Genomic DNA, 24,357 nt, shown 5'->3' with positions numbered 1-24,357 from the left:
GCCGCCGCACGCCGCAGCGGTCTGCCGTTTGGAGCCGAGGCTTAATGTTTGAAATGGCGGACGCCGGTAAATACCATGGCGATGCCGTACTCGTTCGCGACCTTGATCGACTCCTCGTCCTTCACCGAGCCGCCAGGCTGAATAACCGCCGTAATGCCGGCCTTGGCCGCGGCTTCCAGCGTATCGCCCATCGGGAAAAACGCATCCGAGGCCAACACGCTGCCTTTCGACTTCTCCCCGGCCTGCTCGATGGCGATTTTCGCCGCGCCCACGCGGTTCATCTGACCAGCGCCGACGCCGATCGTCATATCGTCCTTGGCCAGCACAATCGCATTGGATTTCACATGCTTAACTACTTTCCAGCCAAACAGCAGCTGCTTGAGTTCTTCCTCCGTCGGCTTGCGGTCCGTGACGACCTGCAGGTCCGATTCCTTCAGCACATGAACGTCGCTCTCCTGAACGATCATGCCGCCGTCGATCGAGGTCACGACGAACTGGCTGCTGCGTTTGCTGCCGAGCTCCAGGCCGCCGAGCTTCAAGAGGCGGATGTTTTTCTTTTTCGTCAAAATGTCCAGCGCTTCCTCGGTAAAGCCCGGCGCCAAAATGATCTCCAGGAAAATCTCCTTAAGCAGCGCCGCCGTATCGGCATCAATGATGCGGTTGGCGGCAACGATGCCGCCGAAGATCGACACCGGATCGGCCTCATACGCCTTTTGATAGGCCTCCAAAATGCTGGAGCCTACCCCTACCCCGCAAGGGTTCATATGCTTCACCGCAACGACAGCCGGCTCCTCGAATTCTTTCACGATTTGCAGCGCCGCATTGGCGTCGTTGATGTTGTTGTAGGACAATTCCTTGCCGTGCAGCTGCTCCGCATTGGTCAGCGTATCCGCCGCGGCCAGCGGTTTGCGGTAGAACGCCGCTTGTTGGTGCGGATTTTCGCCGTAGCGCAAATCCTGGATTTTCTCATAGGTCACGGTGTAGCGTTCCGGCAGCGGATCGCCGGTCACCTTCGACAAATAATCGGAAATCAGGGCATCGTAAGCCGCCGTATGGCGGAAAACTTTGGCCGCAAGCCGTTTGCGCGTGTCCAGCGTCGTATCCCCGCCCGCGCGGATTTCCGCAAGGACCGTGCCGTAATCGGCCGCATCGACGACCACGCTGACGAAGGCGTGGTTTTTGGCCGCGGAACGCAGCATGGTCGGCCCGCCGATGTCGATATTTTCAATCGCATCCTCATAGCTCACGTCCGGCTTGGCGATCGTCTCCTGGAACGGATACAGGTTAACAACGACCAGGTCGATGTAATCCAGACCCAGCTCCTTCATTTGCGCCTGATGCTCTTCGCTGTCGCGGATCGCCAGCAGCCCGCTGTGGACAGCCGGGTGCAGCGTTTTGACACGTCCGTCCAAAATTTCCGGAAAACCGGTCACATCGGAAATGCCGATCACCGGCACTCCTTCCTTCGACAGCAGGTTCTTCGTTCCCCCCGTCGAAATGATCTCCACGCCCAACTGTGACAGCTCGCGGCAAAAATCCACGATCCCCGTTTTATCCGACACGCTTACCAGCGCTCTTTTGATACTCAAAATCGGCCCCTCCTTTAATTTGGCGAATCATGCCCGATATTTCTCGGGAAATATCGAAAGCCCTGCGCACTTTATGTCCTATAAAAGTATGCCCTATTGTTCCTCATCCGACAGAATCGTCACTTTGCGGCCGTCTACCTTAATACGGTTTTTGGCAAACCACGACACGACTTGCGGGTACAACTGCTGTTCCGCGGCATGAATCCTGGCCTCCAGCGACTCCAGGGTATCCGAGGCGAGAATCTCCACCGGTTTTTGGGCGATCACAGCGCCGCTATCCATTCCCCCGTCGACCAAATGCACCGTTATGCCGGTCAGTTTGACGCCGTAGTCCCACGCTTGCCCGATCGCGTTTTTGCCCGGAAAAGCCGGAAGCAGCGAAGGATGGATGTTGATCATTTTTCCCGCGTAAGGCTCCACCAGCACAGGGGTCAACAGCCGCATATACCCAGCCAAAACGACCAGGTCGATCTGCCGCTTGTCCAGCTCGGCAGCGATTTCCGCCTCATAGTCTTCCCGCCGCGCATAGTCCTTGGGCTGAAAAAGAAAGCAGTCGACGCCGGCCTTGCGAGCCCGTTCAACGACGAGGGCCTGAGGTTTGTCGCACACCAACAGCACGATGTCCGCACCAAGGGTTCCCGCCCGGGAAGCATCCAGCAAATTTTGAAAATTGCTGCCCTGCCCGGAGGCGAACACCGCGATCCGAAAACCCGCCGCCATTACACGTCCGCCCCGGCAAACGTCACTTCCCGGCGGCCTGCGGTCACTTTGCCGATGACGTACGGGCTTTCGCCGGCTTCGCGCAGCGTTTGCAGGGCTGCTTCCGCCTGATCGGCGGCAACGATGATGACCAGCCCGATCCCCATGTTGAAGGTGGTGAACATGTCGCGGCTGCTGACGCTGCCCTTTTGCTGCAATAGCTCAAAGATCGGCAAAATCGGCCACGAGCCGGATTCGATCTCCACGTTTACGCCTTCCGGCAGCACACGCGGAATATTTTCGATAAATCCGCCGCCCGTAATGTGCGCCATGCCTTTGACGTCGACCCGTTCCAGCAGGGAAAGCACCGGCTTTACGTACAGCTTGGTCGGCGTCAACAGCACGTCCCCAAGCTTCTGTCCGCCGAGCTCCGGCAGCGTATCCTGCAGGCTGTATCCGGCCTCCTCCAGCAGCAGCTTGCGCACCAGCGAAAAGCCGTTGCTGTGCACGCCGCTGGAAGCGAGGCCGATCACCGTATCGCCGGGAGCAATGGTGCTGCCGTTGACGATTTTGCGCTTGTCGACGACGCCGACGGTGAAGCCGGCGATGTCGTATTCGCCTTCGCCGTACATGCCCGGCATTTCGGCGGTTTCGCCGCCGATCAGCGCGCAGCCGGACTGGCTGCAGCCTTCGGCGATCCCGGCGACGATCGCCTCGATTTTCTCAGGAACGACCTTGTCGCAGGCGAGGTAATCGAGGAAAAACAACGGCTCCGCGCCCTGCACGACGATGTCGTTGACGCACATCGCTACCGCGTCGATGCCGATCGTATCGTGCTTATCCATCGCAAACGCGATTTTCAGTTTAGTGCCCACGCCGTCCGTCCCGGAGACCAGAACCGGCTCCTCATATTTGTCTTTGTTCAATCCGAACAAAGCCCCGAAGCCGCCCAGATCCGTCATCACTTCCGGACGAAACGTCCGCTTGACGTGTTTTTTCATCCGCTCCACGGCTTCATTCCCGGCCGCAATATCGACGCCGGCGTTTTTGTATGCTTCTGACACGAGAAGGACACACTCCTTAGGTTTATTTTTTGGGGACATGCGTTTCTTTGTAACCGCAAAACCAACTAGACGAAACCAGGCTAACGGTTGCCACAGCCGCTATTTCCGCCAATAACGTTGATATTCGAATTCTAACGGTTGCTATAGTGCTTATTTCGCTTAGATCCGGCGATTTACGCCCAAATCGAGGCAAATAACGGCGCTGACAACCGTTAGAATTTAGAACAGAGCTTTTTTCGCAAAATAGCGGCTGCTGCAACCGTTAGATTTCCAGTGGGCGATAGGGACCTGCTCGGGAACCTGTTTGCAGGAAAGCCCGAAGGGGCCGACGCAATCGCCCGCACGAGTAGTTTAATCGCCAGCACAAGTAGCTTAATCGCCGACGCGAACTAAATCACCGCGCGATTAGTAAACCGCCATTGTGCAGCCCATTCCCCCAACGCTGCCAGCTCTAATTGGAAAAAATCCAATAGATCGCCGGAAATCGAACGCCATTTTGGACTCTCATTGGAAAATATCCAATAGATTTCGCTCAAACCGCCCGTTTTGCACCCTATCGGACCTCATCTATTGGAAATATCCAATCGTACCGCCGTATTTACCATTTAATTTCCAACTCTATTGGATATATCCAATCACTATGCGGTGTTAGCCCGCAGAAACCTGTCACTCGACTATAACAACTTGTAAGCTGGCTAAATCGAAATCGGCTTGTAACTCGCCACCCACCAGTACTGCCTCGTACCATATGCCCGAGTTCCAGCCATCCCCTCAAAAATTTTTAATCATGTAAAATAAAGCCGCCTAACAAGTACACCCGTATTTCTCTTCTCCGTCAAAATCCGTCCGCGTCGGGTAATCGTTGTCGAAGCAGGCCATGCAGAGGCCGCCTTTATAATCCCCGGCGTTGTCGCCGCCTACCGCCCGGATTAAACCCTCCGGGCTCAAAAACTCCAGCGTGTCCGCATTGATCTCCCGGCAAATTTCCTCGACGGATTTGTACGAAGCGATCAGTTCGCCGCGGTCCGGGGTGTCGATCCCGTAGAAGCAGGGGTTTTTGAACGGCGGCGAGGTGATGCGCACATGCACCTCGGTCGCCCCGGCCTCGCGCAGCAGATTGACGATCCGCCGCGAGGTCGTGCCGCGGACGATCGAATCGTCGATCATCACCACGCGTTTGCCCTCCACAACGCGGCGCACCGCGCTCAGCTTCATCTTCACGCCCTGCTCGCGCAGCTCCTGGCTCGGCTGGATGAACGTCCGGCCGGTGTATTTGTTTTTGATCAGACCGAGCTCGTAAGGGATGCCGGTCTGCTCCGCGTAGCCGATGGCGGCGGAGATGCTGGAGTCGGGCACGCCGGTCACGACGTCCGCGTCGACAAAAGACTCCTGCGCCATCACCTGCCCCATCCGCTTGCGGCTCGCGTGCAAATTCGAGCCGTTCATATCGCTGTCCGGCCGCGCGAAGTAGATGTATTCCATCGCGCACAACGCCTTGCGCTGCGGCTCGGTATAACGGTCTTCGTGGAGACCGCTGCCGTCCAGCACCAGCATTTCGCCCGGCTGGATTTCGCGGATCGTCTCCGCGCCGATCACCTCGAACGCGCACGTCTCGGACGAGAACAGGTACGCATCACCGAGCCGGCCCATCGTGAGCGGCCGCAGCCCGTTCGGATCGCTGGCGGCGATCAGCTTGTCGTTGGTCAGCAGCAGAAAGGCGAAGCCGCCGACCAGTTGCCCCAGCGCGTCCTTCGCCGCCTCGACAAAATCCTTCGGCGAGCGCGCGATCAAATGCGCGATCACCTCCGTGTCGCTGGTCGTCTGAAAGATCGAGCCGCTTTGCTCCAGCTCGCGGCGAATTTTCGGCGCGTTGACGATGTTCCCGTTCGTCGCCACCGCCAAATCGCCGTCGCGGTATTTGAAAATCAGCGGCTGCGCGTTCGTCAGCCGGCTGTCCCCGCTCGTCGAATAACGCACATGGCCGATCGAGCGGTCGCCTACCAGCGAAACGAGCTTGTCCCGGTCAAACACTTCCTTGACGAGCCCCATCCCGCGATGGTAATTGAACTCCGATCCGTCCGTCACGCACATCCCGGTGCTTTCTTCACCCCGATGCTGGAGCGCATGCAGGCCGTAATAAGAAAGGGAAGCGGCATCGGGATGGCCGAACACGCCGAACACGCCGCACTCCTCCCGTAACGTGTCGAACGGATCCACACGTCCCGCGCCTTCGTTGTAATATGCTCCTGTCCACAGCCCACGCGGCATTATTTCATCAGACATGGAATGACATCCTCCCAGATGCGTTTCAACTGCTCGACCGGCTTGTTCAGCACGGAACCCCCGTCCACCGCAACGGCCAGCTCTGCCCCAGCGGCAGCCGCGCCTGCAACGGAACCGATCCGCACAACCGGCACGCCGCACTCTGCAACGAGCCGCTCCAATGCATCCGCCTTATCCGGCGATGCCGATAGCAAAATCCGTGACTGCGACTCGCTAAACAGCAAAACATCCGGACGCAGCCCGCCGCTAACCACATCGACCTGCGCACCCAAACCGCCGCTGATGCACGATTCCGCCAGCGCCGCGGCCAACCCGCCTTCGGACAGGTCGTGCGCCGAGCGCACCAGCCCGCTTTGAATCGCTTCAAGCACAGCGCCCAGCAGTTTTTTCTCGACTGCCAGATCCAACTGTGGCGGACGCCCTTCAACCACGCCATGCACGACCGCCTGGAACTCGCTGCCGCCAAGCTCCGCCTTTGTTTCACCGAGCAGGAAAATCACGTCGCCCTCGGACTTGAAGCCCTGGGTCGTAATATGGTCCACATCGTGCACGAGCCCCACCATGCCGACAACCGGCGTCGGGTAAATCGCGCCTTTGGCGTTTTCGTTGTACAAGCTGACGTTCCCGCCGATGACCGGCGTATCCAGTTCACGGCAAGCTTCCGCCATGCCATCTACGGCCCGCTCCATCTGCCAGAAAATATCCGGCTTCTCCGGGCTGCCGAAATTCAGGTTGTCCGTGATCGCCAGCGGCTCGGCCCCGGAGCACACGATGTTGCGCGCCGCTTCGCTGACCGCGATGCGTCCGCCCACCTCCGGATCGAGATACACGAACCGGCCGTTGCAGTCGGTCGTCATCGCCAGCGCCTTGCGCGTGCCGTGGATCGTCACGACCGCCGCGTCCGAACCCGGACGAACCGCCGTGCTGGTGCGCACCATGTAGTCGTACTGATCGTAGACCCATGCTTTGTTTGCGAGCGAAGGCGAAGACAACACTTGCTCAAGCGCCCCGCCCAGATCGCGCACCTCTTCATACCGCTGCGTATCCACCGCAGCGTTTTGCTCATAATAAGCCGGTACCGCCGAAGGCTTGTCATAAATCGGACATTCGTCCACAAGCGCCTTCACCGGCATATCGCCGACCAGTTCTCCGTGTTGGAACAACTTCAACCGCCCATCGTCCGTCACCTTGCCAACTTTCGCGCAAATAACGCCCCAGCGCTCAAAAATCTCCCGCGCCTGCGCCTCATCCTTCGGCTCGACGACGAACAGCATCCGTTCCTGCGATTCCGACAACATCATTTCGTAAGCGGTCATGCCCTCTTCGCGCTGCGGCACCTGATCGAGATACAGCTCCAGACCGTTGCCGGCCTTGCTCGCCATCTCGGCGCTGGAGCACGTTAGCCCGGCCGCGCCCATATCCTGAATCCCCAGCACGATGCCGGTGTCGATCAGTTCGAGGCAGGCTTCCATCACCAGCTTTTCCATAAACGGATCGCCGACCTGCACTGCCGTCCGCTTCGCCTCGGATTCCTCCGTCAACTCCTCCGACGCAAACGTCGCGCCGTGGATGCCGTCGCGGCCGGTTGGCGGGCCAACGTAAAACACCGGGTTGCCGACGCCTTTGGCGACGCCGCGCTGGATTTTGTCGTGGTCGATCAGCCCGACGCACATCGCGTTGACAAGCGGGTTCCCTTCATAGCTTTCGTCGAACACAACTTCGCCGCCGACCGTCGGGATGCCGATGCAGTTGCCGTACCCGGCGATCCCGGACACGACATGCTCGAACAAATATTTCACGCGCTCGCTCTCCAGCTTGCCGAAACGCAAAGAATTCAGCAGCGCAACCGGTCTGGCCCCCATCGAAAAAATATCGCGGATAATCCCGCCCACACCCGTCGCTGCTCCCTGATAAGGCTCCACCGCGGAAGGGTGGTTATGGCTCTCGATTTTGAACACAACCGCCTGGTTGTCGCCGATATCGACGATCCCCGCGCCTTCCCCCGGGCCCATCAGAACGCGCGGTCCGCTGGTCGGGAAGCGGCGCAGCAGCGGCTTCGAATTTTTGTAGGCGCAGTGCTCGGACCACATGACGCTGAACACGCCGATTTCCGTATAGTTCGGCTTGCGGCCCAAAAACCCGCAGATCAGCTCGTATTCGCTATCCGAAACGCCCATCTGTTTGTAAATTTCTTGCTCCGCAATTTGCTCTGCATTCGGTTCCTTAGCGGACACTTGCTGACTCATGCCGATCCCTCCAAGCCTTCAAAATAGATGTAAACATTTTTTTGCCGTCCGTAGGTCCAAGCAGGGCGTTCACCGCGCGCTCCGGATGGGGCATCATGCCGACCACGTTGCCGCGTTCATTGGAAATGCCGGCGATATCGTCCACTGACCCGTTCGGGTTATTCACATACCGGAAAATTATCTGGTTATTTTGCCGCAATTTAGCCAGCGTTTCTTCATCACAATAATAATTGCCTTCGCCGTGCGCGATCGGAATCGTAATCTCTTCGCCCGGGGCGTACAGCGTTGTAAACGGATTTGCGTTGTTTTCGACCCGCAGCACCGTGTCATGACAGCGGAATTTCAGCGACATGTTGCGGCGGAGCGTCCCCGGCAGCAGCCCGGCTTCCGTCAAAATCTGAAATCCGTTGCAGATGCCGAGAATATATTTGCCTTCCTCCGCGGCTTTGGCCACCTCGGCCATTACCGGCGCGAACCGGGAAATCGCCCCGCAGCGCAAGTAATCGCCATAGGAAAAGCCTCCGGGAACCAGGATGCAGTCGTACGCGGAAAGATCGGTCGCCGTATGCCACACGTAATCGACGGGTTCGCCTAATGCTTCCTCCACCGCTTTATAACAGTCGATATCACAGTTGGAACCGGGAAATACGAGTACCGCGAATTTCATCGATTCAGCCCTCCAATTCAAAGCGGTAATCTTCTACCACCGTATTGGCCAAAAGCTTCTCGCACATCGCCTTGACGCGGGCTTCCGCCTCAGAGCGGTCGTTCGTGTCCAGCGTAAGCTCCATATATTTGCCGATGCGGACGCTCTCCACTTCCCTGAAGCCCATGGAATGAAGCGCTCCCTGCACCGCTACTCCCTGCGGATCCAGTACACTTTGCTTGATCGTGACATAAACGTTCGCTTTAATCATGTTACTCGTATTCCTCCTATTGTTTGGACTTATGCAGCTTGTTTGGACTTATGCAGCTGTTTGGACTTATGCGCCCCGCCGCGTGTGTTTGTCTTTTCCGCCTGCTCCCTACTCCAACTCATGCCCGGTCAGGCGCCGGTAAATGTCGCGGTAACGCCGGGTCGTTTCTTCAACCACATGCCCTGGCAGCGGATCGGGCTGGCTGTTCTTGTCCCAATCCGAACCGGCCAGGTAAACGCGTACCGGCTCTTTATCCATGCTGTCGATTTCGATGTCGAGGGCGTAATTTTCTTTGGCCCAAAAACGCGACGCATCCGGGGTGAAAATCTCGTCGATCAAAATCAGCTTGCCATCCACCAGCCCGAATTCCAGCTTGCAGTCGGCGAGAATGATCCCGCGCGCTTCGCAAAAATCCCGGGCAAAAGCGTAAAGCTCCAGGCTGCGGCTGCGCAGCTGCTGCGCCAAATCCGCGCCGACCTTGTCGGCCATCTCCGCAAAGGAGATGTCTTCGTCGTGGCCGACGTCGTTTTTCGCCGCCGGCGTAAAAATCGGCTCCGCCAGCTTGGCGTTTTTGCGCAGGCCCTCCGGCAGCTTGATGCCGTTGATTTCGCCGCTAAGCTCGTACTGCCGCCAGCCGCCGCCGGTAACGTAGCCGCGAACCACGCATTCGATATCGATGCGCTCGGCTTTGCGGGTGACCATCACGCGGTTTTTTAGCAAAGGCTTGTGTGCCTCGGGAACGACATCCCCCAAAAGCTCCACATCTGTATGAATCACGTGGTTCTCCAGCAGATGCTGGGTCCTACCGAACCAGAACGCGCTCAGGCGGTTCAGCACATTGCCTTTGTCCGGCACCGCCGGTTCAAGCACGTAGTCAAAAGCGGAAATGCGGTCGGTCACGACGATCAAATAATGCTCGCCAAGGTCGTACAGCTCCCGCACTTTGCCTTTATACAGCAGCGGGGCGTTTACCAACTCCGCCGCCGTGGAAATTGCCGGTGATGACATGTCGCTGTCCCCCTCAAATTACACTTAATGATTGCAATAACGGTAAATAAAGCAGCTATCCTTCCGCGATTCAACAAAATTCGCAGTATAGCGGTAAAATGGGGCGCTATTTCCTTCTACTCCGGCTGCAAACGTCCATTTTGACCACTTTCTCCGAAAATAACGCCCTTCTGTTCCGCTATTTGGCGGTGCTGCCGCAAAACCGGATAAATAGCGGTATTTCTTACCGTTATCATCCGAGGTGGCTGGCGCCCTTCTTACTCAACCAAACCCAGCTTGCGGAAAATCGTGTCCACATGCTTCAAATGCCAAGCCGGATTAAACGCGTCGTCGATCTCTTCCTTGCTCAGCACGGCGGTGATTTCCGGCGTCTCCTCGACAATGTCGCGGAACTGCCGCTGGGTTTCCCAGGCCTGCATCGCCCGCGGCTGCACCGTGTCGTAAGCCTGCTCGCGGCTGAAGCCTTTGTCGATCAGCTTCGTCATGACGCGGCCTGAGAACGGTACGCCAAACGTGCGGCCCATGTTGCGTTTCATATTTTCCGGGAACACCGTCAAGTTTTTCACGATGTTGCCGAAGCGGTTCAGCATGTAGTTCAGCAGCATCGTCGCATCGGGCAAAATCACGCGCTCCACCGAAGAATGCGAGATGTCGCGTTCATGCCACAGCGTCACGTTTTCGTAGGCCGAAACCATATGACCGCGGATCACGCGCGACAGGCCGGAAATGTTCTCGCAGCCGATCGGATTGCGCTTGTGCGGCATCGCCGACGAACCTTTTTGCCCTTTGGCGAACGCTTCCTCCACCTCGCGGAATTCGCTTTTTTGCAGGGCGCGGATTTCCGTGGCGAATTTGTCGAGCGACGTGGCGACCAGCGCCAGCGTGGCCATATATTCGGCATGGCGGTCGCGCTGCAGCGTTTGCGTGGAAATCGGCGCGGCCGTTGTGCCCAGCTTCTCGCACACGAACTGCTCCACGAACGGATCGATATTCGCGTACGTCCCTACCGCGCCGGAGATTTTGCCGAACTGCACTCCATCCGCCGCACGGCGGAAGCGCTCTAGATTGCGCTTCATCTCTTCATGCCAGAGCGCCATCTTCAGCCCAAACGTTGTCGGTTCGGCATGCACGCCATGCGTCCGGCCCATCATCGGCGTGTCTTTGTAGGCGAGCGCTTTTTCCCGCAAAATATCAATAAAGTTCAAAATATCCCGCTCAAGAATTTCGTTGGCCTGCTTCAGCAAATACCCCAGCGCCGTGTCCACCACGTCCGTCGAGGTCAAGCCGTAGTGCACCCATTTGCGCTCCGGGCCCAGGCTTTCCGAAACCGCCCGGGTAAAGGCGATCACGTCATGGCGCGTCTCCTGCTCGATTTCATAGATCCGGTCAATGTCGAACGAGGCGTTTTGGCGTAGTTGAGCCACGTCCTCCTTCGGGATGACGCCCAGTTCGGCCCAAGCCTCGCAGGCGCAAAGCTCCACTTCCAGCCAAGCTTTGAATTTGTTTTCCTCCGTCCAGATCGCTCTCATTTCCGGTCTGCTGTAGCGTTCGATCATTTGCGTTCATTCCTCCAAATGTTGGTTTCCTCTATCCAACGAAGCCCGTCCTCCACATCCCGGCAGAGCAGATTGATATGCCCCATTTTCCGCTTCGGCGCGGCTCCGTTCTTTCCATATAAGTGTACTTTGGGAATGACCGGGAATCCAGCTTGCCGGCCGGCCGTTTTCCCATCCGCCGGGGCGGAGTCCAGCAGAGGCCGGCCGGCCGGCGAACCGCCTTCCCACGACGCCGCATCCTTCCCGCTCCCTTCGCTTGGCCAACCCCCGCTTACCATCGCCTCGCGCACGGCCTCCAAATGCTCGCCGAGCACGTTCACCATCACGACCGGCGAGAGCAGCTCCGCCTTGCCGAGCGGCAAATTGCACACGGCCCGTACGTGCTGCTCAAACTGCGAGGTCGTGCAGGCCTCCATCGTATAGTGACCCGAATTATGCGGCCGCGGCGCCAACTCGTTGACGAACAGCTCGCCGCCCGCGGTCAAAAACATCTCCACGGCCAGCAGCCCCACCGCTTCCATACCTTCCGCGATGCGGGCGGCCAACCGTTCGGCCTCCCGCTGCACCCGCTCTTCCACCCGGGCCGGCACGATCGATAGATGCAAAATATTGCCGACATGGATATTTTCCGCCACCGGGAACGTTTTAATTTCCCCGCGCGGACTGCGCGCCGCGATGACGGAAAGCTCCTTCACAAACGGGATGAACTGCTCTAATACGAGCTCCGTACCGGCTTTGCTCAGCTCGGCGTAGGCCGGGCCGATTTCCGCTTCCGAGCGGATCACCCATTGCCCTTTGCCGTCATAACCGCCGGTGGCCGTTTTCAGCACCGACGGAATGCCGAGCCGCTGGACCGCCGCCCGCAGCTCCTCTTCGCTGCCGATTTCCGCATACGGAGCCACTTTCACGCCCGCCGCTTCGATCGCGCGTTTCTCGCGCAGCCGGTGCTGGGTCGTGTACAGCAGCTTGCTCCCCTGCGGCACGTACGACAGCTCCTCGAGCAGCGCGGCCACGCCAGCGTCCACGTTCTCGAACTCGTACGTGATCACGTCCGAGCGCTCGGCGAGCTGGCGGGCGGCCTCTTGATCGTCGTAACGGGCGACGATTTGCCCGGCCACCTGGCCGCACGGCGAATCCGGCGCCGGATCCAGCGTCACGAAGTGGTAGCCGAGGTTGCTGCCGGCGAGCGCCATCATCCGCCCGAGCTGCCCGCCGCCGAGCACGCCGATCGTCGCGCCCGGAGCGATTACCGGCGGCGCTTCGCCGTTTTGGCCGGCGCTTTGTCCGGCCTTCGCTTGGCTCCCTGCTCCTGCGCCTTGCCCGGCCAGCGCTTGCTTCGCTACGCCAGCTTGCCCAGCCGCCGCTTGCTCCCCCGCTCCGCCTTGACCTGCCATCGCTTCGTCCCTCATTCCGCCGCCTCCAGCTCCGCGCCGCTCGCCAGCACCTCTTCGCGAATCCGGTCGCGGCGCTCCTGCACGCGGCGCATCAGCTCGGGATCAAACGCGCCGAGAATCTGCGCGGCGAGCAGTCCGGCGTTGATCGCGCCGGCTTTGCCGATCGCCACCGTTCCGACCGGGATGCCGCCCGGCATCTGCACGATCGACAGCAGCGAATCGAGGCCGTTCAACGCGGCCGACTTGACCGGCACGCCGATGACCGGCAGCGTCGTTTTCGCCGCCACCATGCCCGGCAAATGGGCAGCGCCCCCGGCACCCGCGATGATCACTTTAAGCCCGCGCTCCGCAGCCTGCTCCGCAAACTCGAACATCAAGTCCGGAGTGCGGTGTGCGGAGACAACATTTTTTTCATACGGAATTCCCAATTCTTCCAAAACGGCGCAGGCGTGGGACATCGTCTCCCAATCCGATTTGCTGCCCATAATCACTGCAACTTGTGCTGTCATCCCTCATCCCACTTTCTATTATTATTCTATGGTTCCAAAATGGCCGGATATTTAGAGGTAGTTCCAAAAATCATCTTTTGAAAATATTAGAAAGAAGTAGCATCTAAACATCGGCTTCCTTATATCGCAAGAATAAATTACCGCTACATACTTAAAAAGGTCCGCACCTCTGAAAATAACGAAGTATTTTCGAGAAATTCGCGGACCACGAGAGAATACGACGGACAAGGCCGGAAGGTAAGGGTTGGCGGGCGCTGCCGGCTGCATGACGGAGGCCGGTCATCCGGCCGTTCAAGACCGGGCGAACTCGAGCCGCTCCAGCGGCGATGCTGACTGTTGGCACCGGGGCGCTCCCCCAAAGTTTGAGCGGATACCATTAACCCGCGGGGAACATAAAGCCCGGTGCATGACGCCCAGGCCTTATAAGGAAATTCCCCTTTGATATCTTAAAAAAGGCTTCCCGTGCAGAGCCGCCTTACCTTCATCACGTATTCGCTCGTAGTCCGAAAATTTACGGTTCTCGGGTAGAAACTTCCGGGCCCTATTCCCGGTATTATACGAGTTTAAGAGGTTGTTTAACCCTCACTTTATTATGTTCGGCGGAGAACCGCCTATGCTCTACTAGTTTACCAATGGCGGACACGACATGTCAACTCAAACACGAACATTAATGAAATGTAAAATGCGAATGTTCGCTTTTGGAATTTTTTTGTGATCATACCTAGTGACGTTGCGGCTCGCAAAATTCCACCAAATGCAAAAGTGCAGGTGATTTCCGCTCAAACTGCCCAATTTCGCCTAGTCAAGTGTAAAAGTGCAGTTCATTTTTCAGAAATCAACTAAAATTTACCATTTCCCGCCAAATCAACTGTACTTTTGCATTCCACCAAGCTCAGAAGCAACACTTTCCCGACTTGAAATGTACTTTTGCATTTGATCCTTCCAAATCTTCCCCCCAACCGGAACAACAGGTGCGTCCGCCACATTCGGCCGCTCAGCATTATCTCCACAAAAAAAGCCGCAAAAGCAGCGGCGAACTATCCGTTCATCTGCTCCTGCAGCTCGATATACAACACCTGCAAAAACTTTTTGATGTTGACCTTCACCTTACCACCGCCGCCGGTCTCTCGGCCCTCTTCGATTTCCTTCATTTTCAGCCGCACGTCCTCGAAATCGAAATAAAGCGGGGCGTAATATTCGAACCGGGGGTTGCCGTAGTCGGTCAAACCGAGCGAAGCCAGATTGGTCAGCCCCGCCGCCAGTGCGCGGCGCAGCCGCTGCTCGATCGCTTTGACCTCCTTGGCGATCTCCTCCGGCTTATCCTTGTACATCGCCGCCGCCTGGCGGTACAGCTCCTTCAGCGGCGGCATGTTCGCACCGGCTCCGCGTTCGATCAGCAGCCCCATGATCGTGATCATGTCGCGGCTGCCGCTTTCCCCGATCAACCCCATATTCATCAGGATCGGCTGAATCGCTTCGCGCACGGCCCGTTTCCCAGCCGTAACGGGAGGCGCGGGCCGAAGGCCCTCCAGTTTTTTCAGGCTGGACCGGATTTCTTCCAAATAATGCCCCATGGCGTAACGTTCGTTCACCTTGCGCAGCACGGTTTCCACCTCGATCCGGTTGATCGGCTTGCGAATAAAAAACTCGATGCCGCTCCGGTACGCCCGTCCGACCATATCCTGATTTTCAATCTGCGAGATCATCACGAATTTGGCGCCGCAGCCTTGAGCGCGCAGTGAATCGATCGCCTCGATGCCGTCCTGATCGGGCATCAAAAGATCCATCAGCACGATGTCCGGGGCCTCGCTCAAGATTTGGCGCACTCCTTCCTGCCCGCTGCCTGCTGTTCCCGCCACTTCACCGAGCCCGCCGTCTTCAATGATATGCTGCAGCATTCTTCTCGCGCTAATATCATCGTCTACGATACAGAAAGAAAGCGCCATGCTTGACCCCTCCCCAAAGTTTTGTGAGCACTACTGCAATGTTCTGTGAGCGCCCTCAGCAAAAAAAATTGCATCGAACAAAACTTACTTCGGAAGCATAGATTTACGCAGCTTTTCCGTGGGAATGCGGACCTGGAACATCGCTCCCCCCAATGCCGGGGATACTCCGACCTCTACCTCCCCCACAAACATGCTCACAATGTCGCGCACATGGGACAGCCCGATGCCCGTGGCCGCCACCCCTTCCTGGTTAAACTTGGTTGTAAAACCCGGCTCGAACAGCAAATCGCGGTCGCGTTCCGCCACGCCGCCGCCGCTGTCGGCTACACTAACCAATGTATAGTCCTCACGCTCGTCTACCTCGAGATGGATCATCCCGTTCCCGGCGATCGCCTCGACCGCGTTGGCGGTCAAATTGTTCATGAGCGTCAGCAGCGGAACATAGCTTGCGGTCACATAATCGGTGCGGATATCGTACGAAAAAGAAATCGTTTTGCCTAACATGTCGGCGTATTTGCCATTGCTTTTCAACGTAAAATGAACGAGCGCGGACAGCGGCATATCCCCCGGCGCTTCGCGGTCGGTCAGCTTGACCAGCCCGGCCAAAATCCGCTGCGAATCCTTTTTGACCTCATGGATCTGCTGCGTAATGCGCAGCACCTGCTGCCGGTTCTCCTGCCGCCCCTCCTCGCTCAAACGCCGGTACAGCTCGTAGCTGCCGAGGGTGAGATCCTCCAGTGTGCCGATTGATTTTTTCAGATAAAAAACTTCCCCGTACAGCCCCGAACTGAAACTGAGCATCTGCTCGATCCGGCGGTTTTGCTCCTTCTGAATGATCCGCATCCGGCTGACCGCGATGCTGCTGTAAATGCCGGTAACGAAATACGTCCGCAGCATGGCGATCGCCATCAGAAACGTCCATTCGTTCAGCTTGAACGTGGCCGTACCCGTGACCAATAGCCGGGTCAGCAGCTCCGCTTCATTGGACAGCAGATCGATGACCGCCGTCACCGCGCCCAGCATCAGCGGGTAAAAACGATCCACCCTCCCCCTGATGAACTGCATCCCGCAGGCAAACACAACGTAATAGACGCCCGCCGAACAATGCCGGCTGAGGCTGTCCGCCACCGTCAACCCGCCTGCCATCACCTGGTCCAGTCCCGTCCGAAACACCAGCACAACGGCGCCGGTGATGACGCCGGCCAATAGGTAAGGCAGCTTCCTCATCAGCAGCAAAAACAGCAGAAACGCACTGCTGCCCAGCCCAATCCTGAAAATATCGCCGTCAAACGGGTTGATCTTCAACTCTCCGGCCACAGCCGTCCCGGCCGCAACAAGGCCGAGCTGCACATATTTCGATTTGAAAAGAGCTGTCCCCATGCCCCTCTCACCCGGCTCCCGCAAGTAGATATTGCCCATTATACTACCATATTTCGGGCTGGGCGCCTATACCTTCCATGCCACGCCGTGTCAGGGTTAAGCTTAAACGTGCCGGGCCTCCAAACGCCTGGAAACGAGAGACAGCAAAAAGTTGACCGTAAAATAAATCAGCGCGACCAGCAGCAGGATCGGGATCGTGTAGGCGTAGCTGTGTCCGATCACAATGCCGGCGTGGTGCATCAGCTCCGGCAGGGAGATGACGACCGCAAGCGATGTGTCTTTCAGTAAGGAAATGAACTGGCTGACGAGCGGCGGGACCATCCGCCGCAAGCCCTGCGGCAGCACGATATGCCATAGCGTCTGCAGCGAGCTTAAACCCGACGAGCGGGCCGCTTCGATTTGCCCTTTGTCGATGGAGGCCAGTCCCCCGCGCACGATCTCCGCGATCATTGCCGCTTCAAAGATCGTCAGCCCCGTGATCGTGGCGGTCACCAGCCCCAGCTTGATGCCGATCTCCGGCAGGGCAAACCGCATAAAAAAGATGATCAACAGCAGCGGCAAATTGCGGATCAGCTCCACAGCGACCAGCAAAACCGGCGACAGCACCGGAAGCCGCGTATAACGAATAACGCCGACGATGCAGCCGAACAGGAAGCTAAGCACAATCGAAGCCACTGCCACCAGCAGCGTAAAATACAACCCTTCCAGCAAAAATCGCAGATTCTCCGCGGAATACGCCCCGGCAAAGTCCATCGGGATTACCTCCTTTCAGACGCAAAGCCCCCTCAATATTTACGTGCCAGCTTGCGCTCCCAGACCCGTACGCCGTAGCTGAGCGGCAAGGTGAGCGCCAAATAAAACAAAGCGACAAAAACATAGGTATCGAATGTTTGGAACGTGTCGGTATTGACGATATCGGCAAAATACATCAGATCCAGACCGGCGACGATCGACAGGACGGACGAGTTTTTGATCAGGTTGATGAACTGGTTGCCCAGCGGCGGGATAACCAGCCGGATCGCCTGCGGCAGCACGATGTGGACCATCGTCTGCGCGTAGCTGAGCCCCGAAGAACGGGCCGCCTCCGTCTGGCCTTGCGGTATCGACATAATGCCGGCGCGGATGGCCTCGGCGATGAAAGACGACGTGTAAACCGCCAGCCCGATCGTCCCGGCGGTAAAACCGTCAAGCGGCAGCCCCAGCGCCGCCGGACCGTAATAAAAAATATATACGACAAGCAGCAGCGGAATATTGCGGATAAATTCGACGTACCCCGTACCGAACCAGCGCAGCCCGCGAATGGGCCCGATCCGGAATACGGCGATGAGCGTCCCCAGCGCAAAGCTTCCGACGAGCGCAAGCAGGCTGGAAACGACCGTCCCGCGAAATCCTTCCATAAAGGTGCCGAAGTAGTCGGTTAAAATTGAAAAGTCCATGCTCGAATCACCTTCCCCTGACCGGCAAATACGCTCTCAACTCACAGCGCCCCAGTCCAACGTTGACAGCCGCGGCCCGCCCCGCATACCGCATTATTGCGCCGGCTTTTTGCCGATCCATTTTTCGTATAGCGTGTCGTATTCCCCGCTCTCATGCAGCTCCTTCAGCGTATCGTTGACGGCCTGCACGATATCGGCGTTGCCTTTCTGCACCGCGATGCCGTACGGTTCATCGGTGAACGGCTCGCCGACCACCTCGAAATTGGAATCCTGGGCGGCCATGCCGTACAGAATGGAATCGTCCGTCGTCAGCGTGTCGCCTTGGCCGGCTTTAAGCGCGTTGAACGCATCCTGATAGTTGTCAAACTCCAGCACTTTGACACCGGACACCTTGTCGCGGATATTTTTTACCGAGGTGGAGCCTTTCGTCCCCAGCACGGTCGTGTCGGCCGTGACGTCCTCGATGCCTTTGATCGGGCTTCCTTTCTTCACCAGCAGTGATTGGCCGGCCTGAAAATAAACATCGGAGAAATCGACCTCTTTTTTGCGTTCCTCCGTAATGGTCATCGTGGCGACGATCATGTCGATCTCGCCGTTATTCAGCATCGGAATCCGCGTCTTGGAGGTAACCTCCTTCAGCTCAAGCGCATTTTCATCGCCGAGGATATGTTTGGCAATCGCCTTCGACATGTCGATGTCGAAGCCCTCAACATTGCCGGAGGCCGGGTCCTTCAAGCCAAACAGCTTCGTATCGAACTTCACGCCGACCACAAGCTTTCCGCGCTCCTTGATTTTGTCCAGCGCGCCGGAGCCGCCCTCCGCCGTCGCGGCATTCCCGCCGCCGTTGCCTCCCGCTCCGGTGGATGCGCTGCCTCCGCCCGCGTTATTGCCGCCGCAGCCCGCAAGCACGAACAAAGCGCATACGATCGCGATCCCGGCCAATTTCCATCTCTTCTTTTTTGCCATGGTAAAAACCCCCTCGTTTTTAATGACTTAACAAGCGACTAAGAAACGTTCGCGTCCGCTCTTCGCGCGGATTGGAAAAAAACTGCTCAGGCTGGGCCTCCTCCACGATTTGCCCCTGATCCATAAAAATAATCCGGTCGGCGACCTCCCGGGCGAACCCCATTTCGTGCGTGACCACCACCATCGTCATCCCTTCGCGGGCCAGCGTGCGCATCACGTCCAGCACCTCCCCGACCATCTCGGGATCGAGCGCCGACGTCGGCTCGTCGAACAGCATGATTTTCGGCTTCATCGCCAGCCCCCGGGCGATGGCGACCCGCTGCTGCTGTCCGCCCGACAGCTGGGACGGATAGGCGTAGGCCTTATCGGTGATACCAACCTTTTCCAAGTAAAACATCGCCGTTTGCTCGGCTTCGGCCTTCGAGTTGCGCAGCACCTTGATCGGAGCGAGCGTAATGTTGTCGATTACTTTTTTGTGCGGATACAGGTTGAAATGCTGGAAGACCATGCCGATATCGCGCCGGACCTTGTTGATGTCCGTTTTGCGGTCGTTCACCGGCACGCCGTTCACCGTCAGTTCGCCGCTCGTGATCGTTTCCAGGCGGTTGATGCAGCGCAGCATCGTGCTTTTGCCGGAGCCGGACGGGCCGACGACAACTACGACTTCGCCCTCTTGAACATGGAGATCAATCCCTTTCAGAACATGGAAACTCCCATAATGTTTATCCACCTCGTGAAACTGGATCATTCGCAGCCCTCCTTTGTTGTCGGATCGTTTTTACGACACTACGCGGGTTCTATGTAAGTAATCGTAACATTTGAATTCAACCTTACTTTAGAGACTATAAAAAACTACATGATCCTACGGAAAATGAATTTAGAGACTTGAAATTAATTTTATTAAAGCGTTTTCTTGGTAGCTTGTTTTGTCTGCCTATTGGACAAGCGTCACCTTATCTGACACCGATCTCCCGCCCTTCTGATTAAAACTCCGCGCAAAAAAAAGAAGACCGTCCATCAGGTCTATCATCGACCTAAAGGACAGCCTTCCTGCCTGCTGTTTATCCGATTATTTTACCACCATCACCGGAATTTGCGCATGCTGAACGACGTTATGGCTGACGCTGCCGAGCACAAACTCGCGAATGCCGCCCAGCCCGCGGCTGCCGATGACGATCAGATCGGCTCCGTTTTTGCCCGCGTATTCGAGAATCGTCTCCGCCGCCGGGCCTTGCACAAGTTCCATCTTAGCGCTTAACCCGGCTTCTTTGATCCGCTTTTCCGCCTCATCCGCCGTTTTCGACGCCAGATTAAAATAATCCTGATTCATCGCAGCCGGGACCGGGGCATACCCCTCGGCCACGTAAAACCGCGGGAAATCGTAAACATGGAGCACCACAAGCTCCGTATCCGGCGACAGCTTGGCCAGTTCGATCGCCTTGTCCAGCGCTTTGTTGGCCGCCTTCGACCCGTCATACGCAGCAACGATTTTGTTAAACAACATGCGTCACACCTCTCTTTTGTTATATTAAAAAATATCCGTAGAGTACGGCGTTAAGTAGAAGCAGAAGTGGAACGCCAATCCGAAAGCTAAGATGTTTCGTCTTGTGCCGCTTGGTATTCATCGCCAGCAGCACGCCAAGCGCCCCTCCGATCGCGGCCAGCAGGAACAAAGTTTTCTCGGGAACCCGTTCCCGCCTTTGCTTCGCGCGCTTTTTATCGTCGGACATCACCAAGTAGGCCACAACATTGATAAACAAAAACCAAAAGAGCAAAACCGTTCGCGTATGCGCCGCCTCCTTCCTTTTTTCTCCGCCGTTTGAGAGCATTCTTAGCACTTGTCTTAAGTCCATTATAACTTTATAGCTTGCATAAGCAAAAGCGACTTTAGACAAGGTACACCCTCAAAGCTGACAGATAGGAGAAAGAGATTGGCCGTCTTTACATTCCGGCATCATGTGACTCTATTTTAAACACATAATATTCTTTCGTAGGCACAATAAACTTATCATAAGTCATCCGAAAATAAATGGTTGCACTATTCGAAACTTAAAGACCTTTCATGGTAATCCCTTGCTTCCTACAGGAACGACGAACCGTCGGCCTTCAAAATAGCGGAATTTTATGTTCTTATTATCCTGAGCCAGCGTGTTCATCGCCATTAGCGGAATTTATTGTACTTATTTTCCTGTGAATGGTCCAAAACGCGGACATTTCCTTACGATTCGGGAAGATAGCGACATAAATTTCCTCTATTTCTCCCAACTAGACGGATATCGCCGGAATAACGACCTTTTTTGTCCTTATGTTTTTCGCTGGAGTTTCTTAGGCTCAGGCAGCCTAGTTTTTGTAACTGGGCGAAGCGGCTATCAAGATCCGAAGCTGATATTGGATCAAAGGAGAAAGTTTTCCCGGTTTTCGAGGCGACTTCATGGAGAGATCCGACAGTTTTGTGGTAAAGTGATCGTCCCACCTGAGCGTACCTGCTTCCTACTCCTTTTTTTGGTCCGTTGTTGAATGGAATAGTTGCAAAAAGTGCAGTTACTTCCCCGAAAAAGCTGCCACAGCGCTAGATTAAGTGCAAAACCTGCAATTACTCCGCTATCTTTCGAAGAATGAGGCCAAAAACGGGGAAATAAATGTATAAAATGCAATTAAAAGAATGATTGGGCAAATAGACGCAAGGTTAGTTGTAGGTTTTGCAATTAATGGTCCCAAAGGCTAAGATTTTATTCGTCCTCCGTCCGTACACCATCAGCGATTAAGCCGATTTAAGTTCTGTGAAAGTTGTGTTATAAATTCTATAATTTAAAAAAAGCTCCCCGCCAAGGGAGCCACCATCGTTTCAATCAAGTTTCGTTTTTTGCAATTTCGTTCAGATTAGGGGGATAGTCCGCCTGTTTTTTCGGCTTGGCGGAGACGGTCTTCTCCAAAATGCTCGATTTGTTCTGCCGGTTTTCAATATCCCGCGCTTTATGATGCGGCATCCTCATCACCTCCAGTACGTAGCGTCCCGTAAAGGCGGCTGTTTTATGCGGCAATCCTTAGGTTGGGGCGCTCCCCTATGAATCTACGCTGCGTGAACCCCCTGCGCCTCCTCGGCCGGCAAAAGGTTTACGAATTGTTCTTTTTCTCCATCGCCGCTTTCAGCAAATCGCCCAAATTGGAGCCGATCGATTCCGGTTTGGAGTATTGCTTGACGAGCTTCTGCTGTTCGCGTTTGTTCACATGCCTGTTGTCCTTGTCTTTGCCGAGCACCTCGGTAATTCCGCAAGACAGGCACTGCACGTACATTCCGGCTTTGCCTTCCTTCAGCTCCATTTTCTTGTGGCACTGCGGACAACGGCGGTTGGAAAGCCGCTTCTCCCCGGACCGGCGGTAGCCGCAATCCTCGGCCGGACATACGAGCAGCAAGCCGCGCTTGGTTTTCTTCTCCAGCAGCCTCGTTCCGCAATCGGGACAATGACTGTTCGAGACATTATGCAGCTTGTAGGTCGCGTCGCTGTTTTTCACCCCTTGCACCAGCCCCACGGCCATCTCGCGAATTCCTTGCAGGAACGGTTCCGGCTTGCCTTTGCCGCGGGCGATGCGTTCCAGCTCCGCCTCCCAGCGAGCGGTTAATTCCGGCGTGCGCAGATCCGAAGGAGCCAACTCGATCAGTTGCTTGCCTTTGCCGGTCGGGTGCAGGAAATTGCCCTGCCGCTCGATCGTGTCGGAGTTGACCAGCTTTTCGATGATATCTGCCCGCGTCGCCGGCGTTCCCAGGCCGTGCTTCTCCATTTGGGTCAGCAGGGCCGCTTCGGTGTAACGCTTCGGCGGCTGGGTCCGGCCGGGCGTTACCCTACAGCGGGTCACCGTTACCGTCTCGCCCTGGCTCAGTTCCGGCAGCGCGCTGCTACCGTCCTCTTCGCGGTCATCCTCGTCCTCGTCCACCGCTTCACCGTCATACACCGCACGCCAGCCACTGTCTTTGATCGTCGTTCCCTTCGCGTGAAGCGTCTCCCCGCCTGCTTCCACCGTAACGCTGACCTGGTCGAAACGGGCCGGCGGATAAAACAAGCTGATAAATCGCCGCACGATCAAATCATACAGCTTCCGCTCCTCCGTGCTTAACGCGTTCAACAGCACGGTCTGCTCGGTCGGGATAATGGCGTGGTGATCCGTTACCTTGCTATCGTCGACGATGCGCTTGCTGAGCGGCAGTGATTTCCGCAACAACGGCCGTGCCAGCGGCGCGTAAGGCCCAACAGCGACGCTGGTCAGCCGCTCCTTCAGCGTATCCGCCATATCCGCGGTCAAATACCGCGAATCGGTCCGCGGATACGTAACCAGCTTGTGCTGCTCGTACAGCCGCTGCAGCACGTTCGACGTCTGCTTGGCCGAGAAGCCGAGCAGACGGTTGGCGTCCCGTTGCAATTCGGTTAAGTCGTATGCGAGCGGATGCGGCACCGTTTTTTCGTTTTTCACAAGCTTGACGATTTTGCCGGTCTTTCCTTCGAGCCTGCTTTTGAGGCTGGCCAACTGATCCGGAGCAAAAATGCGCGAATCTCCGCCTGCCCCCCGCCACACCGCTTCAAACTTGCCGAAATCGGCGTGCAGGACGCTGTACTCCTCAGAGCGGAAATGCATAATTTCGTTTTCCCGCTGCATGATCATCCCAAGCGTCGGCGTTTGCACGCGTCCGGCGGACAGCGGGGCGCCGAATTTGCAGGTCAGGGCCCGCGTCACGTTCAGCCCCACCATCCAGTCGGCCTCGGCCCGGCAGCGCGCCGATTGGTACAACCGCTCGTATTCGCTGCCCGGTTTCAGCGAAGCAAATCCTTCCTTGATCGCCTTATCCGTCTGCGAGGAGATCCACAACCGCTTAAACGGCTTGTTCCATTTCACCATGTCCATAATCCAGCGGGCCAGCAGTTCGCCTTCCCGGGCCGCGTCGGTCGCCACAACCAGCTCGCCGACATCCTGACGGCGCATGAGCTGCTGCACCGCCTTAAACTGGTGGCTGCTTTCCCGCAGCACCTTCAGCTTCATTTTTCCCGGCAGGATCGGCAAATCCTCCAAGGACCAGGTCCCGAATTTCCCGTCGTAATCCTCGGGTTCGGCCAAGCCCACCAAATGGCCCAGCGCCCAGGTAACCACGTACTTCGGTCCTTCAAAATGGCTCTTATGCTTATCGCGGCTGCCGATCACCCGGGCGATTTCCCGCGCGACCGACGGTTTTTCCGCCAATACCAACGTTTTCATGAGTTCTTTAGAAACACTCCTTTCCTCACTACATTATACCATTACCTATCTTCCTCGGAATCCACCGTTTCAGGCAGCTTCGTATTCATTTTAGCCATACCGCTTCGAACTTGCCAAAAT

The 24,357-nt window shown here is 56.7% G+C and carries 21 protein-coding genes and 1 riboswitch; all 21 genes read right to left on the bottom strand.

Features of this window, described 5'->3' with window-relative positions; translation table 11 throughout:
• Nucleotides 1-41: 41 nt before the first annotated feature.
• The 21 genes from purH to EHV15_RS13960 all read right to left on the bottom strand — a co-directional run bounded on the left by purH (nucleotide 42) and on the right by EHV15_RS13960 (nucleotide 24,237).
• Complete coding sequence (gene purH / locus EHV15_RS14055; RefSeq protein WP_128631763.1) at nucleotides 42-1,589, bottom strand: bifunctional phosphoribosylaminoimidazolecarboxamide formyltransferase/IMP cyclohydrolase; 1,548 nt, start codon at nucleotides 1,587-1,589, stop codon at nucleotides 42-44.
• Between the two features lie 93 nt (nucleotides 1,590-1,682).
• Nucleotides 1,683-2,309, bottom strand: a complete 627-nt coding sequence (gene purN, locus EHV15_RS14050; RefSeq protein ID WP_128631762.1) for a phosphoribosylglycinamide formyltransferase — start codon at nucleotides 2,307-2,309, stop codon at nucleotides 1,683-1,685.
• Nucleotides 2,309-3,352, bottom strand: a complete 1,044-nt coding sequence (purM, locus tag EHV15_RS14045; protein WP_128631761.1) for a phosphoribosylformylglycinamidine cyclo-ligase — start codon at nucleotides 3,350-3,352, stop codon at nucleotides 2,309-2,311. Before purM ends, purN begins: the two co-directional genes overlap by 1 nt.
• Before the next feature lie 804 nt (nucleotides 3,353-4,156).
• Nucleotides 4,157-5,635 (bottom strand): amidophosphoribosyltransferase, encoded by a 1,479-nt coding sequence (gene purF / locus EHV15_RS14040; protein WP_128631760.1) that lies wholly within the window; start codon nucleotides 5,633-5,635, stop codon nucleotides 4,157-4,159.
• Nucleotides 5,620-7,881, bottom strand: a complete 2,262-nt coding sequence (gene purL / locus EHV15_RS14035; protein WP_128631759.1) for a phosphoribosylformylglycinamidine synthase subunit PurL — start codon at nucleotides 7,879-7,881, stop codon at nucleotides 5,620-5,622. The genes purF and purL overlap by 16 nt, the downstream gene beginning before the upstream one ends.
• Nucleotides 7,859-8,548, bottom strand: a complete 690-nt coding sequence (gene purQ, locus EHV15_RS14030) for a phosphoribosylformylglycinamidine synthase subunit PurQ (protein ID WP_128631758.1) — start codon at nucleotides 8,546-8,548, stop codon at nucleotides 7,859-7,861. Before purQ ends, purL begins: the two co-directional genes overlap by 23 nt.
• 4 nt (nucleotides 8,549-8,552) lie before the next feature.
• A complete protein-coding gene (purS, locus tag EHV15_RS14025; RefSeq protein ID WP_128631757.1) occupies nucleotides 8,553-8,798 on the bottom strand; it encodes a phosphoribosylformylglycinamidine synthase subunit PurS in 246 nt (81 codons plus the stop codon).
• A gap of 108 nt (nucleotides 8,799-8,906) precedes the next feature.
• Nucleotides 8,907-9,806 (bottom strand): phosphoribosylaminoimidazolesuccinocarboxamide synthase, encoded by a 900-nt coding sequence (locus EHV15_RS14020; RefSeq protein WP_128631756.1) that lies wholly within the window; start codon nucleotides 9,804-9,806, stop codon nucleotides 8,907-8,909.
• 257 nt (nucleotides 9,807-10,063) lie between these two features.
• On the bottom strand, nucleotides 10,064-11,362 hold the full coding sequence (gene purB / locus EHV15_RS14015; RefSeq protein ID WP_128631755.1) for an adenylosuccinate lyase: 1,299 nt from the start codon (nucleotides 11,360-11,362) through the stop codon (nucleotides 10,064-10,066).
• Complete coding sequence (gene purK / locus EHV15_RS14010; protein WP_246061549.1) at nucleotides 11,359-12,771, bottom strand: 5-(carboxyamino)imidazole ribonucleotide synthase; 1,413 nt, start codon at nucleotides 12,769-12,771, stop codon at nucleotides 11,359-11,361. Before purK ends, purB begins: the two co-directional genes overlap by 4 nt.
• Nucleotides 12,768-13,265, bottom strand: coding sequence for a 5-(carboxyamino)imidazole ribonucleotide mutase (gene purE / locus EHV15_RS14005; RefSeq protein ID WP_128631754.1), 498 nt, complete (start codon nucleotides 13,263-13,265; stop codon nucleotides 12,768-12,770). The genes purK and purE overlap by 4 nt, the downstream gene beginning before the upstream one ends.
• A gap of 479 nt (nucleotides 13,266-13,744) precedes the next feature.
• Nucleotides 13,745-13,846: riboswitch (purine riboswitch) on the bottom strand.
• Between the two features lie 456 nt (nucleotides 13,847-14,302).
• Nucleotides 14,303-15,211, bottom strand: a complete 909-nt coding sequence (locus EHV15_RS14000) for a response regulator (RefSeq protein WP_128631753.1) — start codon at nucleotides 15,209-15,211, stop codon at nucleotides 14,303-14,305.
• A gap of 84 nt (nucleotides 15,212-15,295) precedes the next feature.
• On the bottom strand, nucleotides 15,296-16,591 hold the full coding sequence (locus tag EHV15_RS13995; protein WP_128631752.1) for a sensor histidine kinase: 1,296 nt from the start codon (nucleotides 16,589-16,591) through the stop codon (nucleotides 15,296-15,298).
• Nucleotides 16,592-16,693: 102 nt separating this feature from the next.
• Nucleotides 16,694-17,344, bottom strand: coding sequence for an amino acid ABC transporter permease (locus EHV15_RS13990; RefSeq protein ID WP_128631751.1), 651 nt, complete (start codon nucleotides 17,342-17,344; stop codon nucleotides 16,694-16,696).
• Between the two features lie 32 nt (nucleotides 17,345-17,376).
• Nucleotides 17,377-18,027, bottom strand: coding sequence for an amino acid ABC transporter permease (locus EHV15_RS13985; RefSeq protein WP_128631750.1), 651 nt, complete (start codon nucleotides 18,025-18,027; stop codon nucleotides 17,377-17,379).
• 93 nt (nucleotides 18,028-18,120) lie between these two features.
• Nucleotides 18,121-18,993, bottom strand: a complete 873-nt coding sequence (locus EHV15_RS13980; RefSeq protein WP_128631749.1) for a glutamate ABC transporter substrate-binding protein — start codon at nucleotides 18,991-18,993, stop codon at nucleotides 18,121-18,123.
• 19 nt (nucleotides 18,994-19,012) lie between these two features.
• Complete coding sequence (locus EHV15_RS13975) at nucleotides 19,013-19,741, bottom strand: amino acid ABC transporter ATP-binding protein (protein WP_128631748.1); 729 nt, start codon at nucleotides 19,739-19,741, stop codon at nucleotides 19,013-19,015.
• Nucleotides 19,742-20,062: 321 nt separating this feature from the next.
• Nucleotides 20,063-20,497 (bottom strand): universal stress protein, encoded by a 435-nt coding sequence (locus EHV15_RS13970; protein ID WP_128631747.1) that lies wholly within the window; start codon nucleotides 20,495-20,497, stop codon nucleotides 20,063-20,065.
• Between the two features lie 19 nt (nucleotides 20,498-20,516).
• Nucleotides 20,517-20,822 (bottom strand): DUF1294 domain-containing protein, encoded by a 306-nt coding sequence (locus EHV15_RS13965; protein WP_128635330.1) that lies wholly within the window; start codon nucleotides 20,820-20,822, stop codon nucleotides 20,517-20,519.
• A 1,020-nt stretch (nucleotides 20,823-21,842) separates the two neighbouring features.
• Nucleotides 21,843-21,980 carry a hypothetical protein gene (locus tag EHV15_RS36490; protein ID WP_178075848.1) on the bottom strand — a complete coding sequence of 46 codons (138 nt, stop codon included), beginning with the start codon at nucleotides 21,978-21,980 and terminating at the stop codon, nucleotides 21,843-21,845.
• 127 nt (nucleotides 21,981-22,107) lie between these two features.
• Entirely contained in the window at nucleotides 22,108-24,237 is a 2,130-nt protein-coding gene (locus EHV15_RS13960; RefSeq protein WP_128631746.1) for a DNA topoisomerase III, read from the bottom strand.
• Nucleotides 24,238-24,357: the final 120 nt, after the last annotated feature.

It is taken from the genome of Paenibacillus oralis (genome assembly GCF_003863965.1).
Classification (GTDB): domain Bacteria; phylum Bacillota; class Bacilli; order Paenibacillales; family Paenibacillaceae; genus Fontibacillus; species Fontibacillus oralis.
The sequence above is the reverse complement of the archived record's forward strand: the minus strand, read 5'-3'. Positions and strand labels throughout refer to the sequence as shown.